The sequence below is a fragment of the Paenibacillus sp. FSL P2-0173 genome, from assembly GCF_038008045.1.
Lineage (GTDB): Bacteria > Bacillota > Bacilli > Paenibacillales > Paenibacillaceae > Paenibacillus > Paenibacillus polymyxa_B.
Window position 1 is genome coordinate 150,561 of the sequence record NZ_JBBOYK010000003.1, and the last position, 16,628, is coordinate 167,188.

21 protein-coding genes are annotated in these 16,628 nt (G+C 47.9%); all 21 read right to left on the reverse strand.

The window, feature by feature from the left end; genetic code table 11:
* Positions 1-53 precede the first annotated feature (53 nt).
* The 21 genes from MKX30_RS16965 to MKX30_RS17065 all read right to left on the reverse strand — a co-directional run bounded on the left by MKX30_RS16965 (position 54) and on the right by MKX30_RS17065 (position 16,595).
* Complete coding sequence (locus MKX30_RS16965) at positions 54-503, reverse strand: phage tail tube protein (RefSeq protein ID WP_341063077.1); 450 nt, start codon at positions 501-503, stop codon at positions 54-56.
* Complete coding sequence (locus MKX30_RS16970; protein WP_341063079.1) at positions 500-1,852, reverse strand: phage tail sheath subtilisin-like domain-containing protein; 1,353 nt, start codon at positions 1,850-1,852, stop codon at positions 500-502. The genes MKX30_RS16965 and MKX30_RS16970 overlap by 4 nt, the downstream gene beginning before the upstream one ends.
* Positions 1,833-2,090, reverse strand: coding sequence for a hypothetical protein (locus MKX30_RS16975; RefSeq protein WP_341063081.1), 258 nt, complete (start codon positions 2,088-2,090; stop codon positions 1,833-1,835). Before MKX30_RS16975 ends, MKX30_RS16970 begins: the two co-directional genes overlap by 20 nt.
* The gene (locus MKX30_RS16980) at positions 2,087-2,581 is read right to left on the reverse strand and encodes a hypothetical protein (RefSeq protein ID WP_341063083.1); all 495 of its coding nucleotides are present in this window, start codon (positions 2,579-2,581) and stop codon (positions 2,087-2,089) included. The genes MKX30_RS16975 and MKX30_RS16980 overlap by 4 nt, the downstream gene beginning before the upstream one ends.
* Positions 2,581-3,075, reverse strand: coding sequence for an HK97 gp10 family phage protein (locus MKX30_RS16985; RefSeq protein WP_341063085.1), 495 nt, complete (start codon positions 3,073-3,075; stop codon positions 2,581-2,583). Before MKX30_RS16985 ends, MKX30_RS16980 begins: the two co-directional genes overlap by 1 nt.
* Complete coding sequence (locus MKX30_RS16990; protein WP_250273313.1) at positions 3,062-3,388, reverse strand: hypothetical protein; 327 nt, start codon at positions 3,386-3,388, stop codon at positions 3,062-3,064. Before MKX30_RS16990 ends, MKX30_RS16985 begins: the two co-directional genes overlap by 14 nt.
* Positions 3,385-3,771, reverse strand: coding sequence for a DUF3199 family protein (locus MKX30_RS16995; protein WP_341063087.1), 387 nt, complete (start codon positions 3,769-3,771; stop codon positions 3,385-3,387). Before MKX30_RS16995 ends, MKX30_RS16990 begins: the two co-directional genes overlap by 4 nt.
* Positions 3,740-4,102, reverse strand: coding sequence for a Rho termination factor N-terminal domain-containing protein (locus tag MKX30_RS17000; RefSeq protein ID WP_341063088.1), 363 nt, complete (start codon positions 4,100-4,102; stop codon positions 3,740-3,742). The genes MKX30_RS16995 and MKX30_RS17000 overlap by 32 nt, the downstream gene beginning before the upstream one ends.
* Positions 4,102-5,034: a phage major capsid protein gene (locus MKX30_RS17005; protein ID WP_341063090.1), complete on the reverse strand. Its 933-nt coding sequence runs from the start codon at positions 5,032-5,034 to the stop codon at positions 4,102-4,104. The genes MKX30_RS17000 and MKX30_RS17005 overlap by 1 nt, the downstream gene beginning before the upstream one ends.
* Before the next feature lie 24 nt (positions 5,035-5,058).
* A complete protein-coding gene (locus MKX30_RS17010) occupies positions 5,059-6,297 on the reverse strand; it encodes an XkdF-like putative serine protease domain-containing protein (RefSeq protein ID WP_341063091.1) in 1,239 nt (412 codons plus the stop codon).
* Between the two features lie 25 nt (positions 6,298-6,322).
* Positions 6,323-7,153 (reverse strand): phage minor head protein, encoded by an 831-nt coding sequence (locus MKX30_RS17015; protein WP_341063092.1) that lies wholly within the window; start codon positions 7,151-7,153, stop codon positions 6,323-6,325.
* Entirely contained in the window at positions 7,146-8,642 is a 1,497-nt protein-coding gene (locus tag MKX30_RS17020; RefSeq protein WP_341063094.1) for a phage portal protein, read from the reverse strand. The genes MKX30_RS17015 and MKX30_RS17020 overlap by 8 nt, the downstream gene beginning before the upstream one ends.
* 3 nt (positions 8,643-8,645) lie before the next feature.
* Positions 8,646-10,331: a DNA packaging protein gene (locus MKX30_RS17025; RefSeq protein WP_341063095.1), complete on the reverse strand. Its 1,686-nt coding sequence runs from the start codon at positions 10,329-10,331 to the stop codon at positions 8,646-8,648.
* On the reverse strand, positions 10,325-11,182 hold the full coding sequence (locus MKX30_RS17030; protein ID WP_341063097.1) for a phage terminase small subunit-related protein: 858 nt from the start codon (positions 11,180-11,182) through the stop codon (positions 10,325-10,327). The genes MKX30_RS17025 and MKX30_RS17030 overlap by 7 nt, the downstream gene beginning before the upstream one ends.
* Positions 11,183-11,248: 66 nt before the next feature.
* Positions 11,249-11,749, reverse strand: coding sequence for a hypothetical protein (locus MKX30_RS17035; protein WP_341063098.1), 501 nt, complete (start codon positions 11,747-11,749; stop codon positions 11,249-11,251).
* Between the two features lie 145 nt (positions 11,750-11,894).
* A complete protein-coding gene (locus MKX30_RS17040; RefSeq protein ID WP_025682615.1) occupies positions 11,895-12,113 on the reverse strand; it encodes a hypothetical protein in 219 nt (72 codons plus the stop codon).
* A 135-nt stretch (positions 12,114-12,248) separates the two neighbouring features.
* The gene (locus tag MKX30_RS17045) at positions 12,249-13,286 is read right to left on the reverse strand and encodes a DNA cytosine methyltransferase (RefSeq protein WP_341063100.1); all 1,038 of its coding nucleotides are present in this window, start codon (positions 13,284-13,286) and stop codon (positions 12,249-12,251) included.
* Positions 13,283-13,831, reverse strand: coding sequence for a ParB N-terminal domain-containing protein (locus MKX30_RS17050; protein ID WP_341063101.1), 549 nt, complete (start codon positions 13,829-13,831; stop codon positions 13,283-13,285). Before MKX30_RS17050 ends, MKX30_RS17045 begins: the two co-directional genes overlap by 4 nt.
* A gap of 62 nt (positions 13,832-13,893) precedes the next feature.
* Positions 13,894-14,661 (reverse strand): hypothetical protein, encoded by a 768-nt coding sequence (locus tag MKX30_RS17055; RefSeq protein WP_341063102.1) that lies wholly within the window; start codon positions 14,659-14,661, stop codon positions 13,894-13,896.
* Positions 14,662-14,931: 270 nt separating this feature from the next.
* A complete protein-coding gene (locus tag MKX30_RS17060; protein WP_341063103.1) occupies positions 14,932-15,246 on the reverse strand; it encodes a hypothetical protein in 315 nt (104 codons plus the stop codon).
* 1,091 nt (positions 15,247-16,337) lie between these two features.
* Positions 16,338-16,595: a hypothetical protein gene (locus tag MKX30_RS17065; protein WP_341063105.1), complete on the reverse strand. Its 258-nt coding sequence runs from the start codon at positions 16,593-16,595 to the stop codon at positions 16,338-16,340.
* Positions 16,596-16,628: the final 33 nt, after the last annotated feature.

Genomic DNA, 16,628 nt, shown 5'->3' on the forward strand with positions numbered 1-16,628 from the left:
TCCAATTGGTTATGATTTTTAGAAATAAAAAAGAGAGTGAATGAACCGCCCTCTTACTCCCACATATAATCTGGGAACTTTTCGACAAAATCGAAGTCTGTCGCCGTGCCCTCCAAAGTAATATCGATCCCATTGTTATCGTCGATTTTGGCAATCAGGATGTCCATTTCTCCGTGGATATGGACACCAGTAATTAATACTTTCTCCGTATTGCCTGTAATACGGTCTTCTAATCCGCCCGTAATGCGTGCCAAAAACATAGTCTTACCCGCTTTAAAATCCTCCAGCAAACGGTAGCGCAGCCGTGATTCTAATTTGGACATGACGATTTTGACCGGGATTTCGTAACCCGTCAATTGCTTTGTTTTCGTCATACGGCGTGCTCTGACAATATCCAATGTTTCCGTGGTGAGCTTGACCTCAACCTCTTTGACAGTATGAATATCCTCGCCGTTGTCGTCTTGGAGCGAGAGATTTCGCCCAATAAGTTCGCGTTCCATCATTCAACCTCCCAGTCAGTATAGAAAATTTCGATAGCATCAAGCGGTTTGGCACCAAGCTTGAAATATGCATAATCGTTCTCGCTTGTCTTATCTGGATTTTCCGAGAAACTGAATTTGTCTGCAATGGCCTTCTGCTGAGCACGGATTTTGAGATATTCCAACACCGCAGCAATAAACATGCCGCGTCCTTCTTTATCGTTATCCAGCTTGGCCTTCCAACGCTTGCCCGCTTCGTAAATATCGTTCATGACCTGGTCAATTGTGGCCGAAACGCGAATCTTCCCGAAGTCCTCACGTTCGTTCGGTCCGAGCGTGGTCAGGGTGTTAATAGCAGATTCGATAATGTATTTGTAACCATCTCGCGTAGCCATCAGCGTTCCCTCTGCCAGTCCCTTTAGCGCCTCAGTATGGCTCCAGTCCACTTTTGCCAATGTCATAGGCACTTCAACACCCGTAAATGACTTATTGGCAGGTGTACCCGCAACCAGCCCAGCCACCCATGCAGCCCATTCCACAGAACTGTACGTCTTGCCGTTGGTATGTTCACCAGCAAGAGAACAGTTAATGACATAACGGGCATTCATCGCACGGCTACGCGCGTTATGTGCCTCGATATCGCCGTCCGTAGAAGCAGGTCCAGCGATAACCAACGTCGCCAACTTATGGCCCTTATCACGGCGATCCAACAGCCATTGTTTGGCGGCAGCTTGTACAGCCGGATCAGTAGCGGAAAGGTAAATAGTATCAAACGTCAGGCCGTACACCCGGTTGAAGATGCGATTCCAGTCGGTCGCTGCCAATGTGGCCGTGCCAGTTGTACCGCCATCCAGCTTGGTGTAAGCCGTATCTGCAAGAGCAGTCGCGCCAGTATCTTTAAAACGGATCATAGCCGACTTTTTAAGAGCTTCCACCGCAGCAGCCTTGTCGGCAACCAGGTATGTCTCGGTGTCATATACACCCTTGGTGTCGCGGATCACGATCTCCTTTTTGGTTTCATCTATAATTGCGGGACGCACCATATATTCAAAGTCGTTACCTCGTGTGCCTGGATAACGCGCTTCTACGGTGTAGCTGTCAGCAACAGCTACCGATGCAGCCTTTTCTTCGCCGTTTGTAACCCGGTAGCCGATAACAGTCGCCCCGCTTTCGGCAGCAAGCTCCAGTACATCCACAAGCTTGCCGGACTCCTTCAGGCGCTCCGAGTCATTAGCCATGTCAACGGCTTGATTCGCTGCGCCCCATTCGGCTTGATACGGTATCAGAACGCGGCCAGTTGTGGGAACAACCCGGGAACGTGCCTTTACCAGCAATTCAATGTACGCGCTGGGCCTAGCTCTCTGAATTGTCATGTGACGTTTCCCCCTTTGCTTTTTTCACTTGTGTTACTTGTGGTTTAACAGGCACAGCAGCAGGAGCTTCCCTGACCGGATGCAAATAAGCATCCAGTCTTTGCTCCACTTCTGCCCGCGAAAGTAAGGCATCAGCAGCGCAATCAAAAAGAGCGCCCGCAATCTCGTAAGGCTCTGCCTTCAAGATCGCTGCGCTCTCTATCCATTCCTGCTTATTCCGTTTGTTTAAATCAGTCATACATCAAGCTCCTTTCCTTCATGCTCGATATAAAAATTATTAATCTTCTGAATCGGGCTGCCACCGTCATTCACCGTCGCTTTCGGTACATGCAGCAAATAGGAGTACCTGAAGGTGACCTCCACCTGATCTGCCTTTTTCCGGGTTCGGGGCGGCTCAATGACTAATACAACACCGAAGCGCTTGGACGGTACATTAAACCGCCGCTGCCGAAGGTACATAAAGAACGGGTTCAAGTCCAACGGAATTGGCTCCCCTTCGTCTTGTTCATCCACCCGTTCCTTGTCATAGTGGAACACCAGCCCCACATCCTCAATTATCCGGTCAGCTCGCGGCGTATGAACCTTGTCTGAAACAAGGTCCGTCTCGATGAACACGGCAGGCAGCTCAAAATCCCCGGCCAGCCATTTAGACCGATCTCGCAGGATAGACAGATCAGGATACACCCGCCGAACGATCTCAGCCCAGGCTTTTACTCCCACATCCATCATCAGCGCAACATCCTTTCCAGTTCTACTTCTAGGCGGTGCATGATGAGTTGGTTCATCCCGCCTTCCAAATGCTCGACAGCGATATCAAAGTAGTGGCGGCCTATGAAGCTGCGAGGCTTTGCCATGAACCCAGTTTTGGCAGACGGATCATAGACAAATGAGCCCCCACCATTCCAGTAGCCGGGGACGAAATGAGCCTTTTCGATGGTATAACCATCATTGATCCATTGCGCATAAGGCAGGTTGGAACCTAACTCCAGCGTGATCGCATTGCGGTCTACATCCCACTCCCACACGTTGTTATCGTCGCCACGGGAAAAGGACTGCCACATGGCCCCGGTGTCGATCAGATCCTGTCGGTCGATTTCATCGATGATGAGGTTCAATAGCGTTTCCCCGGCAGCCTCAGCAATGTTACGCAAAATACGTTCCATCCCTTCGTCAGCTATCCGACGGAAACGCCGGGCCAGTCCATCAAAATCATGCACGGTCATTTCCCTTCACCTCACATGTTACAAGCAGCTCGCGCCAGTAACGACGCGGAATGGAGTCGATCACCAGGTATCGGCGGCCTAGCAGCACCACCTCGTCGCTGAGTTTAACGTCAGCCTGTTTCAGAATACCTATCGTCTTTTTGACGATGTACATTATCGGCTTAGAATCTGCTTTCGCTTCCGTCTGTGTTTTCACGACAAAGCATTTCAGATCAGCAACTTTACCGGATTTCCGATCATCGAACAGGTCGTCATCATCCCTTTTGCTCTCTGTCCGATACACAGACAGTGGCGTGTGAAAACGATGGTTCATAACACATACGCGGTGATGTTGCCATCATCCGGTCCCGTCTGCTGCTTCTTGACCCACAAAAACAAGATAGCGTCCACATCGGGATTACCCGTTGTCTTGCCTTCTACAGCCTGCCGGGTGTACGTCCAAGCTCCATCACTCTCGGACGCGTAATTACGCGCCACAGATGCAAGATATTCCTCACTGTCTTGTAGGGCTAGTCCCTCAGCCAACTTGACCCAGGCAAGCATAATCTGCTTGTCTACCGGATCGGGGAAGGGAATGGGTAGATACAGTTCAATACGTACTTGCGAGTCATCGATGTATTGCTGTAGCAGCTCTGCCGATGCCTCTTGGATCGGGGTTACGCGGCTACGCTGTTGGAGTATTGTTGGCGTCAGCATTTTTACCGTCAGCCCCTTCAGGTTTCGGTGGATCACCTGCAGGCGGCGTATCATCGGAAGGCTTACCACCACCACGCAAAGCAGTGATCAGATCCTGTGTATTCATGTTGCTAAATCCCTTAATCCCGGCCGCCTTAGCCTTATCTTTAAGCTGGACGAGGGTCAGGTCTTCCAGCGGAATAACCTTGTCTTCCTGAACATCAAAGTCCGAGCGATCACGAAAATTTTTAACAACAGATTCACTTTCAACCAGCACTGGAACTTTGGCCGGGAAGCGGATGCCGTAAAGCATCAAAGAGGTGTTTTCCCCTCGATATGTGATATGGGCCATTAAAATTCCACCCCTTCGACGTATGCCACCGCTCCTGGCTCTTCGAAGATAGAGTCGTAATCGGAATGGATAGCGTAGAAACGCTTGTCCGCGAGAATGGCTTCTCTGCCCTCGGTCGTCTTACGAATCTGCATATCGTACGTATTGACCAAGACAAAGTTCTGTTGGTACGTAAAGATGATAGCTCCCTCTGGCATATGAGCTACTTCCTCAACCTCATAGCTGTTCACCTTCTTCACGCCGCCCGTAATCTGCAATTGGATGGATGCACTGGTGTCCTTCTCAGCCAAAGCCTGAAGCCGCTTAGAAAAGGTATTCGGATGCATGAAATACTTAAATACACCACCAGTACGCAGACGAGTTGGAATCGCACGTTCCAGTTCAAACAGTACACCCTTTTTCTGAGGGTCCTTCAACGTGGTCCAATCAATGTAATTGCCTTTGGCCTTCGCATGCTTCAACCAACCGTTATTCATACTTAGGAAAGCATAATCCGGGTCAGTATTCGGCGTAGCAGTATCCCCGTTAAACCCAATATCCTGCATATTTTCACCATAGTTTTTGGTCATGGCTGCCATAATAATATCCTCACCGTTCTGACCACGTACACGAGCAGTTTGACGGATAAATTCCTCGGTGATTTCGAATGGCAAAACAACTGGCTCTACAGCATACGGAACTTGCGGTAATGTTGGGGTAGGCGTATTGTCAGCCATAATATTTTCCTTTTTGCTGCGCAAGTTACGGCCAGTAACACCAATTTTGTCGATTGTCCCCTTAGAAGCGATACGTGTGATCGTACGAATCCCCTTTAGAAACTCAGTCGATTCGTAAGCCATTTCGGTAAATTTATCTACCTGTTGGTAATTCAGAGCGGTTTGATCCAACGTGCTCGTAATAGTGGATTTGATGATTTGTCCGTTTGTTCTCATATTTGCTTGTCTCCCTTCTTGGTATTAAAGCAGGCCGCCGAAGCTCACGCCGCCAGTAGATTTTTGAATTTCGTCTACGGTACCGCCTTGAGCGGAACCACCACGGCTGTTCTTTACAACTTGTACATCAGTAGCCAACGCTTGAACTTGCTCGGTCAACGGCGCCAGTGCCTTAGTAATCGCATCAGTCAGCGCGTTTGCTTGAGGTTCAGCAGGTGGTTCTGTTCCCGCCGGCTGTTCAGGCTCCGCCCCTTCTTGTTTCTTCAATTCAGTAACTTGCGTCGACAGGGTTTCTACCTGCTTGGCGATTGGAGCCACGGCAGCCTGTACAGCCTTTGCAATATCTTCAGCGTTCAAATCGTCTTCCTCCTCGGACCCCTCATCTTTTTCAGGGTCGGTTTTTGTTTTTAATTCGGTTAATGCAGCAATGGCATCATCAATGTGCTTCAGGTTGCCGGCAGAAATCTTCTTCCCTGCTTTAGCAATCTGTTCAGGTGGGCTACCGATTGCCTTCACAATATCCTCTTGTATGAGCACTTCCTGAGCGATGTCCACAAAGTCCTGAAGGGCTTCGCGGATTAATTCAGGGTCGCTCTCCATGCCGCTCTCCCAACTATCCCAACGAAAAAGAACCGCGTTTAAGGCATCCTGTGCAGCCCAAAATTCGCGGTTCTTACGGTTCTTATTGTATTTGTCAGCGACTGCGCCTTTCTCAATTAATCCCATTGCACCGAGCGCTTTAACGATTTTACCCAAGAGCCCTTTGGATACCTCCCCATCTTCCTCGATTTCTTCCCGCTTACCGACACCCCACATAGAGAAGCCAGTAATCTCGCCTTTCTGAATGTCATCCCAAGTGTCGTCATCCGTCACCTTTACCCCGGCCACCCAGGAGCCTTTAACAATAGTTTGTTCACCGATCTCCATGTCACAAGGAGCAATGTAGGATTCGACTACATAACCCTTGTCCGTATCCAGATCATGCTGCTTGTCGATGTTATAAGTGTGCTGCTTCTCCATGAAGAGATGTGCTGCCTTCTCGATCTCGGCTTCATCCATCATATCGCCGTGTGCATCCTCCACATCAGGCTGATAGACGACACCAACGACAATCCGCTTGGCATCATCAACCTTAGCAATCTGCACCTGCTTCTGGATGGCATTTTTCCCAGCAGCTTTGATGATTGCAAACGGTACACCATTGGCTCCTTTATCAACCAGCGAAATATGTGTAATCTTTGCATCTTTCAATTTAAAGGTCATATTCTCTTTCACCTCCCTTCACGAATTAATCCAGCACCAACTGCATAGTACAGCGGCAGTTTACAATTTCCTTTGCCTCACCGGACGGATCACCGGGGTACATCAGTTTGCTGTCACCGACTTTAAACGGTTCATCCAGCGGAACCACCTGACCATTGGCCTTACGGTGGCTCTTTCGGGTACGTGTACCGCCAGCAGCGCGCCATTTCTTCCCCTTAGCAATTTCGGATTTCTTCCAGCCTTCCAGCTTGCCGCCGTTGGCCGCTGCGGTGCTCATGGTACGTGATACCCGCTGCGCACGCTGCATACTAAATGGGCCATCTTCCCCGCTAGCAGCCTGCGCGCTGACTTCCTGTACAAGCAAAGCCCGCTCTGAAGGTGTAGCTCCTTCCTCAATGGCTTTGCCGAAGCTGCGCAACAACACATCCGTAGAAGCTTTGTTCATGTCGGGAACCAGCTTCTTGAGCTTCTTCGTGAAACGGCCAGCAGCCTTGTTGCTGGTGCTCCAGACCTTTTCCGGGTCTAATGCCACCAGTTCCGTTTCACCGGCCAAGTGAAACAATGGCTCAAATGCTTCCTGCACCGCCTGCTCGAACAGCTCCGCAAACACATCCGTAGTGTGCAAAGCAATAAGCACCTTACCCAGTTCCCCGATATCGCCCAGGGCATCCTCGCTCAATTCTGAAATGGCATCGTGTAGCGCCTGCCCCTGTAGCTCTAGAATCTCCGTGATTTTGTCCTCACCTTGCTTGTACAATTCCTCAAGCACCTTGCGCTCAACGTAGCTCAACTCAAGGCTGTCCAGAAATTCGGCATCGTCGGCCTTGGCAATCAACGCCCAACAGGACTCACACATGCAAAGCGGCCTCCTTGTCAGCCTGTTTTAACAAGCGCTTGGCAATTGTAGCGATACGATTTTGCATGTCGTCTGAGTCCGTGTCAGGCTCCGGCTCAAGCAATGCGGGCTGACTGGATGCAAGTTGTGCAATTGGCGTATCGAGATACTCTTCGCTGTACTTGGTTTCATCAATCGTCGTACCAAGTACATCCTCAGCAATCGGAATGAGATCCCGCACCAACATGATGCCCCGATCCGCGATAAAGTCCAACATAGCCTTGCGATCAGCCGGGTCAATGATCTTCGGTCCCCGCAAAACAGCACGTACCCGGAAAATGTCCATAGCCGGAAATAGGCGTTTGTTAAAAATCTCGGCCATAATCCACTTGCGGTACGGCTCAAAAACCTGTTCCTCAGCGAACCGTAGCGCGGCATCCGCTGTGGCCCGGTTATAATCTGAACTCTGACCAACCAGGATCGGCGGTAGACGGAAGGCGGACAGGATATCGGCTTTCTTTTCTTTACCATACTCTAGAAAGAGTGCGTCCTGTTGAAGCAAGTCATTAAGCTTTTCAAGTTTAATCGCTGTTTTTTCAATCTTTTCATCATTGGGACCGCCCGTTTCTTCCCCTATGGCTTCGAGATACAAAATCCCGCCTTGAGAATCGGAACCCTTCACCTTTTTGAGCAGCTCCATAGATTGTTTTGTCAGGCGGCCATTCGTAACGGTCAGCAACATAGAGAGCATACGACCATTGGAGAAGTAGGAAACGTTCAGTTCCTCAGCTTCACGGCTGCCGACCACGCCAGGCGCATTACCAAACCAGCGTGGTTCCCCATAGGGACCGTCATGACCGATACGGAGGGGGATAATTTGATTACCTTCATCGGATTCCTGCGCTTCTGTACCAAATAGCCGGAACCACACAACAGATGTATTCCGTTTCATGGCATAGCGCCGTGTATAGATTTCCTGTGAAAATTCCTCTACTTGCTTTGTGGAGCTGATGCGCCGCTTGCGCTTGATAGTCGCCTTCGTACTTTCCTTCGTACAGCGGATATATTTCGGGTTCATGCGAAAAATAGTCGGGAACTCCGACCCTACAGGCCAAGCTACCTCTACATGAGCCATTCCCGTACTTTCCAAGTCTTCGATCAACTGACTTATAATCTCGTCCGGTGTGTCTTCCAGATTGCAAGTTTCGAGAAACTTCTCCGCCTTGTTCCAATCATCCAGAGCGGTTTTATCGTTTTCCCCCGGCAAATACTCCAGGGCAATACCATAGCCAGCGATATTGCGTTTGTATGCCTCTATGCATTGCGGTATGATGTTGGAGTTTTTGACCAGCAGCTTGCAGGAAGCAGGGTCATTGCCGAGTGCGAAGGGTAACAGACCGTGAATATCGTACAGATCGTCAAATAAATCCGGCAATTGAGCGCTGGACGGTATATGTTGTTCATCGTCCGCCTTGCTGATCTGAAACCACTGTGCATTTCCCTCACTCATTGCTTAAATCCACCCCACTCCCTCGTTGTAATCATCACGGGATTCAGCCCGTTTTTGTTGTTTCTTCGCGTACCAGTCGAACCATCTACCAGCCACTTGTCGCAACTGCAGCGCAATGGAATACGCCAGGATTCTGTCATCATGGCACCCGCTGTCTGCCTCAGCTCTGCCATTCTTGTCTATTAACGTCATGCACTCGCCGTACAGTTCGGGACAGTAGATATCATAGAGCTGGTCCCGGATCGCTTCCTTGAAGTCACTGATCATCACTGGACGCGTTGCCTGGTTGGTATTCCAGCCTAAACTCTTCTTATGCATGAATAACAACGGATAGTGGCAAGTATTAAACAACGTATTCAGCACGGATTCCCCAGTGTTGTTGTTCTCCACGGCCAACAGTGCCGTGTTGTAATATAAACCGAGCGTGTTCAGCTTCTTGCCATAAAGGTCCGTATCCCATTTACCGTGCAGAGCTGCGCACATTTCCCCTGTGCGCTCCTCAATTACGTAAGCAGCATCATAGTCCCCGTCTTCCTTACCCTTGGCTGTATCGGCAGCCAGCACGTACCGTTTACCTTGTTCTGGCTGCCGATAGATGACCAGCTCGCCGGCATGTGCCGGGATGATCTTATTTTTAACAAAATCAACTTCGTGTCGGCTGCCAATAACACTGATCGCATCCCGCAAACTCTTAATAAATTTGTTGTCAAAGATACCTTCACCGGATAACAGAAAGGCATCGTCGGGCTCAGAAGGATACTCTTGGTCAAACTGCCGCGGATCGCCGCCGCAGTCGTTTCGAATGGTATACCGCCGCCATTGCAATTGCTCATCATCCAAGCCATACTTGGCCTTCAATTCCAGTTCTTCTTCGGTCAGTTCAAAGCCTGGCGGTACCGGCTTACGATAATCAGGCATTTCGAACCACGCAAAAAAGAGCGGAGTAAAATCACTCTCGCCCTTTACAGCTGCATCCCACATTTTTTTGAACTCTTCCATGCCGTTGGCGGTAGATTCGATCACACCCAAACTGCCGGGCTCTTTGGACAGGGCTGCCAGCAGGGACAGTAAATGCTTCTTTTTCTTCTTGGCTGGCCAGAACGCCACTTCTGAAGCATGCAGATAATGGATTGTGTCCGAACGGGCAAGGACCCGGCTTTCCGCAGTCTGTACAGTGATCTTCGATTTCAGCCCCGGATTCTTACGACGGTCCGCTGTCCGAATCGTTGGATTTTCGAAGGTGAGTTTCTTAGCATTGTTCTTTCGGCTCATTGGTTTGATGATTGCCGGCACCTTTTCATAATAGAACTGGAACATATCGTACAAGTTACTAGAGGCATCAGAAGACTGTGCGACGATAAAGGCGTTCTTCGCCTCTTGTAGTGACGTGAAATAGTAGATCAGCGCCTCCGTCACAGTGGAGAATCCCATCTGTCGGGCCTTCAGGATGATAATCCGGACAGGCTTGCCTGCTTCGATCTGCCTAAATACTTCACGGACAAATGTCCGTTGAGCATCATTGAGCGTCAGCGGCATAATGCGACCGCTCTTCGTCTTGATCTTGAGCATACGCCAGCAGAACTGTTCAAAATCGGCTAGGATTCCCTTTAGCTCATCCAGTTTTTCAGGCCGATCCCTTAGCCGCCGCTTGGCTCTTTTTCGATGCTCCTTAGCAAGAGTAATTACCATTCGTCGTCATCTTCCTCATCGTCTTCATCGCCTTCATCCCCTTCCGCGCCGCCGTATCCCTGCGCCTTGAATCTGTCTAGTTCCAACCGATCACTGGCGAGTTTCAGCCTTGCTTGTTCATGCTCAATGGCTGCAATTTGAGCGAGAACACGAATTTTTTTGTCGCGCACCTTGTTGAGATGATCTTCCTGCTTGAGAATCTTGTCCAGTTTGGAAGCAACAACGGTGGTTATCTCTGTGACCTTCATGCCCTCGGTTTGAACAGACAAATTAATCTGCTTGCCTGTTTTTTGGCTGGTGTAAGGAACTTTATCCTTGCGTTGGTACAATTCCTCTTTGATCTTCTTTTCTTCATCGGTCAGGCCGGACTCAAGCTGCTTGATGCGATGCATAATTTTCCGCTCTTGGAGAATCAGTGTCTTCAAAGTAGTTTCCAACTGATCAAGGGGCTTAACTTCAATAGAATCAAAAAGCGCCTGCTCTTGCTCATCCAGCGTGTCCAGAAAGATTGTTTCGTACAGCCCATGTTTTAGTGCCTTCTTGTTACGAAACGGCCCACCCGGCCCGCCACTATTCCCCTTGGCGTTTTGGTTACCTGGGGGAGCACCGCCACGATTGCCGGCAGCGTTTTTGTTCCCTTTGGGCGCTCCTCGTTTGGTAACGTTACTTTTGGATTCATTGGTAACGTTACTATTCAGATCGTCTGCCCATTTGTCCTGCGACTTCCATTTTCGGACCTGGGTCTCGCCAACAGAAAGAGCGGCGGCGATGTCTTTTAACTTCATCGTTCCGTCGCTCTCCAGCCACATCTGTTTTGCCTTGTCCCGCTCAGGACTTCGCTCTCTTGCCATGCTACACAATCACCACCCCCAACAAAAAAAGCGAGCCTCATAGGCTCGCTTTCCCAGCAATTATATTTAAAAATTCGTATTAGTACTAGTCCGAACTCCGAGCTTTCCAGACATGGAGCCAGAACCACTACTTAAACTAACATAAAATTTCCCTGAGGACCACGCCTTGCTTTTATTTAATATTTCATCGAATGTTTTACCGGGTTTTACTGTTCCACTGTACTTTTCCGCACCAGATACACTTCCCTGATTTACGGTAAAGGATATAGTAGTGTCTCCTGTATTTCTCAAGTACAGTCTTACGTATCCATATCCTCCTTTAATGTCAAAATCAGCAGAATCATTAAATCCAGCTACTGGACGATCGACAATTTGTCCATCAGTAGCCTGTGGAGTAATGACATGGTCACCAGTAGTTGTTGTAACAGCATCCTGGGTCGCCGTAGTGGATGTTTTTGCAGAATCAGTTACAGCATCTGAATCCGCAAAAATCGCATTGGGTACGGCAACAGCCCCTCCAATAATACCTAAAGCTAAGGCTGACGCAACTAAATGTTTCTTCTTCACAGATTATTCCTCCTATATTTGTATATTAAACTACCTCCTTATACTACTAAATGATTCCATGTTTTTAATATTTCTTACATTAAGATCATATTATTGTTTAATAAATCCATATTTATGAATCAGATAGCAATATTATTATGAGCTTTTACAATTCATCCTTTTGTAACTTAATATCTAATTCAATCAGACGATCCAAGTCCTGGACCGTCTGCATTTTTATATTTCCAGCCTGTAGGTCTTTGACCCACTGGGCGATTCCTGCTTTGACAATCTTCCGGTATTGCGCCTTGGATTCGAGGATTCCCTCGATGATTTCTATTTCACGTTGTAGTAATGCATCTTGTTGTTCGTTGTCTGTTCCCATTGTCGTATCCCTCGGCTTTCCTATATACTGGAATGCGAGATAGCGGATGTCTGCAAAATGCCACGCGTGGCGGGCCGCTATCTCAGCCGGGGGATACCCTGGATTGGGGGGGAGGACGTTACAGCGTCCTCCTTTTTAATTACCCTCGAACCATTGGGAATTGATCTGCTCTGCGATCCGCTGCATCATTACGGGCGGAACGCTCATACCACATACATACTGAACATTAGCATCCATAAAATCATAGTCGCTTGGGAAAGTCTGCATCCGTATAGCGTCCGTGTCGCTAATATGTTGCGGCACATCATCCCTCAGGAAAACGGACGAGCTGGCAAGAGTATTTGCAACCTTCTGATCCTTCAGAAGAATGGTATTAAAGTTACTCATCTTACCTTCTTCACGCTCTGTTACGTCGCCCATATTAAGGTCAGGCGGACGCTTCTTATTCCAACGTTCAAAAGTTAGACTGTCCTGACTGATCAGCCTACCATTACCACAACGAATGTCCCTATACAGCACCGGCGGCTCGTTGAACTCCAAATGTAGCGGTGGAAATGGCAGATCCTCCCGGACTGCGATGAAGAAAACACGCTCCCGCTTTTGAGGAACGCCCATCGTGGCAGAATTGAGAAGGAATAACTGCGGTTTGTATCCTATCTCCCGAAATCGGGACAATACCAGGCTAACGAAGCCCCGGGCTTTGCCAATCAGCATACCCTTTACATTCTCAGCTACAATAGCCCGTGGCTGGAGCTTGTGTGCTACCTCCAGAAACTCAAAAAACAGGTCGTCAAGTTGCTGCACGGCCTGTCCCTCTCTGAAAGCATATTCTCCACCCCATTTGTCCTCCCTTGCGCCAGCGGTTGAAAACACGCTGCAAGGCGGCGATCCGTCCAACACATCCAGATTAAACAATTCTGCCGGCAGCTCACTATCAGGAATCGACTTAAAGTCCTGAATAGGCATTAGGAAGGGATGCGGCGGGTTATGGTTCTTCCTGTAGATACGCATCATCTGTGGGTCAATCTCCACATTACCCAGCACCTTATATCCAGCTCGCTTGTATCCCATTGTGGAGCCACCGCCACAGGAGAAGCAAGAAAACACCGTCCGTCCATGCTGCGGCACAGCAGCCAGATCAGACAGCTTCCAATCCCATGCTGGGCGGCTCATGACTCACTGACTCCTTTCTCTGTGCGGTCAAACACAAAGCCACATCGTGGACACTTGCACTCGAAATTCTCTTCGTCGAACTCGCTCACGTCCAGTTCCTTATTGGTGAAGTCTCCAAGCTGATCTGCTGCAGGTTCAGCAAAGTCTTTCATTAACTGTTCGACCTCATCCGTATCGAAGCCAGAGAGGGCCAGATCAGCTCCACTCTGCTCCAGATCGTCAAGCAATCGATAAAGGGCTTCATCATCCCAGTTCCCACTGACCTTATTAAGCGCCAGATTGAGAAGCTTTTCCTGCTGGTCGTCTAAATTGACAACGGAAACGGCTAACTCCGTATGCCCCAGCTCATGAACCAGTATCTTATAGCGTTGATGGCCACCAACCATGTTCCCGGTGCGTTGGTTCCAAATGATCGGATCGATGTATCCAAACTGCTCAATGCTGGCTTTCAGCTTTTCATACTCTGGATCGCCCGGCTGAAGATCAACACGTGGGTTGTATGCTGCTGCGTTGATTTGTTCAATTGGTAGGACACTGATTTCCACTGTTCATGCTCCCTTCAAAAGAAAAATCGCCAACTAAGCTGGCGATTGGTAAGTTTATTAATCTATAAATCAAAATTATTAAATAACATCAAATTATGTTGGTTACCTTCGTCCACAGAAAGTCTTCTGAGTACGACAGCTTCATCGTTTGAAATATTAACTTTGATGATTTTTTTCAAATTCTTAGTTTGAAATTCTGCTAAATCAGAATCAATTACAAACTGGAGCATGAAGGTACATGATTTTTCATACTGTTTTAGTTGTTTCAAATGATCTTGTTCGATCAGTGAACGCGATCGCTGATGTGACTGCTGAGCTATTGCTTTTATTGCTTCTACTCCTTTTTTTGTGTTACGTTCTATTGTCATATCTAAAGTAGCTATTGTGCTGTTTTTAAGTTTAATTAGGTCGTTAACAGTGGTAAGCACTACTTGATAATTCATTAATTGCCTCTGCATCTCTAATTGATCAGCGGAACGAGTAGTCTCTTCTCGTTGCATCTTTAATTCTGCAGTTTGCGTCTCGATAGCTTGCCTTTGGAGCGCCAATTCTTCTGTTTGCATATTGATAGCTGTTACTTGGAGCTCCAACTCATTAGTTTGCATTTTTATGGCTTTTCTTTGCTCTATCAATTCTTCTTTTTGGACTGTAATGGTATATATAAGCCCTGCAAAAGCTAAACCTGAGAATAATGCATTGATTGCTCCGAACATATCTCCGAACGTACCGCCCCCATCTGGTTTTCCGAACCACATAGAAATAAAGTATCCAGATAGTGCCCACACCAACAGAACTCCTGCTAAAGTCCACAAAATATGTTTCTTCGTCATCTGACCACTCCCAATCTAATTCTGGCACAACATCTTCCAGTATCAGACAATAAATGACGGTGGTCAAGAGCCATATTTGTGTTGAGTTGGTTTTTACTATTCGGGTGACAGGCTAGTAGGCTGTCAGAGCGTGTCTATGCCCTCTCTCTGCTTTCATCTGCACTCCTTCCGGCAATTCGCTGAGCAATAAAAAGCAAGCTTAAAACGACTCACCTTCTGTCTTACGAGAGCAAAAGAAAAAGCACCCCGAAGGATGCTTAGACGATAACTTTAGTGAATTCCTCCCATAATTAGTGGGACTAGTTTCCCACTAACCGTAGCACCACTGTCGTTGTATACTGTGACTACCCAATCATTCGCGTTATTAAGCTCAACTTTAGTAACAAATACTTTTGTTCCTGGCAATTCCATGCTGTAGTTAACAATATACTCTTTTAGGCTAATATCAGCCGATAATTGAACTGGTACGGATGTTTTGTCGGGCAAGTTGTTAACTAAACCAGCAGTACCTTTTCTGAAGTAAATTTGGCCAATTGGTGCTACTTCACTCTCATTTAAAAATTTTGCAGATACTGTATTCTCCATGCTATGCTACCTCCTTGAATTGTTTTCATCATTAATATGAGCATATATAGTTTCTTTATTCATACTAGTCTCACACTTTTGTCTAATACAAAACTGTTTAACCCCGTCCCATCTACCCCAAACGCAACCTTTGCATTTCTTCGGCTGTTTTGGTGGACCTTTCAACGGGAGCAAAATTCCTTTCTTCTGCTTCTTCTTCAAACCATTCAAACCTTTCAAGGCAATAAAAAAAGCCACCCAAATGAGTGACTTGTATCTGCCTATGTATTTACAGCACCAAAGCAACACAGGCGCTTATTTAAAACCCGAAAAAATAAACAGCGATAACACCTATTCCCGCAAGCGGGATGCAAAACGCTGCGCTGTTGCATAAAAGCATTTGTACTTAGTAACAAGAGAGGAAGAACAAGACCATTTTACTGATATCATAAAATGGCCGTCAAAGAACTAAGACCGGACAATGCCGGAAAATGGGCAGTTAAACCATTATAAGCTGGCTTTTACTCACTTTCTCGATATTACTTGTCCCAGACAATTCTCTCACCCAGTTTATCCTCGTCACCGGATTTCATTACATCCCAACACGTATCACAAAAGGATGCGCCCATTGTTGTGTTTTTTGGGTTCGGGTTGGGGTCATTGCAAAGCATACATTTCCCTGCTTTCGGGCTCTTTTTCACAATATCGCTCCCATCGATGAAAAAATAAAAGACACGCTGCGGAATTGAACCGCGCAAGGGTTCTGACCAGGCTGTTCATGTTTCCGCTGGTTAACTGGTTCCTTGCCACCTGCACGTGCCATGAATAATGTGGGCGGGGGCCACTCTCCCCCGCATGGAATGACTTACCGTTTAACCGCAGCCTGCATACCGCTACCGATCTACCGCTGTGCGTTACGGGTGCCCCTAAGGGATACAAGGATCTATCCTTGTTCGCGGCCACATATTTGGGCTTTCCCTTGCGCGCACTGGTCAATGCCACTGAGCAGTATGTCCCTCTATCCCCTTGCAGGAGTCACTGAGGCTATCAACTGTCATCTGCAGGTGTCATCCTACGTTGTAGCGTCTCTCTTCCGCCACCACATTCAAAAACTACAGAAGCTCTGCTGCGAGCTGCTTGAGAACTAGCGGTGTGGGGATAAGTTGACCATCTTTCTTGTTGCCTTTAACGTAAGCCTTGTCATCATAGGCATAATACACAACACCCTGACCCTCAACGACTGGGTAGCCACTCTCGTCGTCAGTCAGGCTTGTTTGTACGTGCTTGCCGTGCTGCGAAGCGTGCTCCTCATCGTGTAAGCGCAAGATTCCGTCTTCACTCAAAAATGCGAAACGTGGTTTTGTAGACATGATTAATTCCTCCGAATATGGTTTTATAGAGAA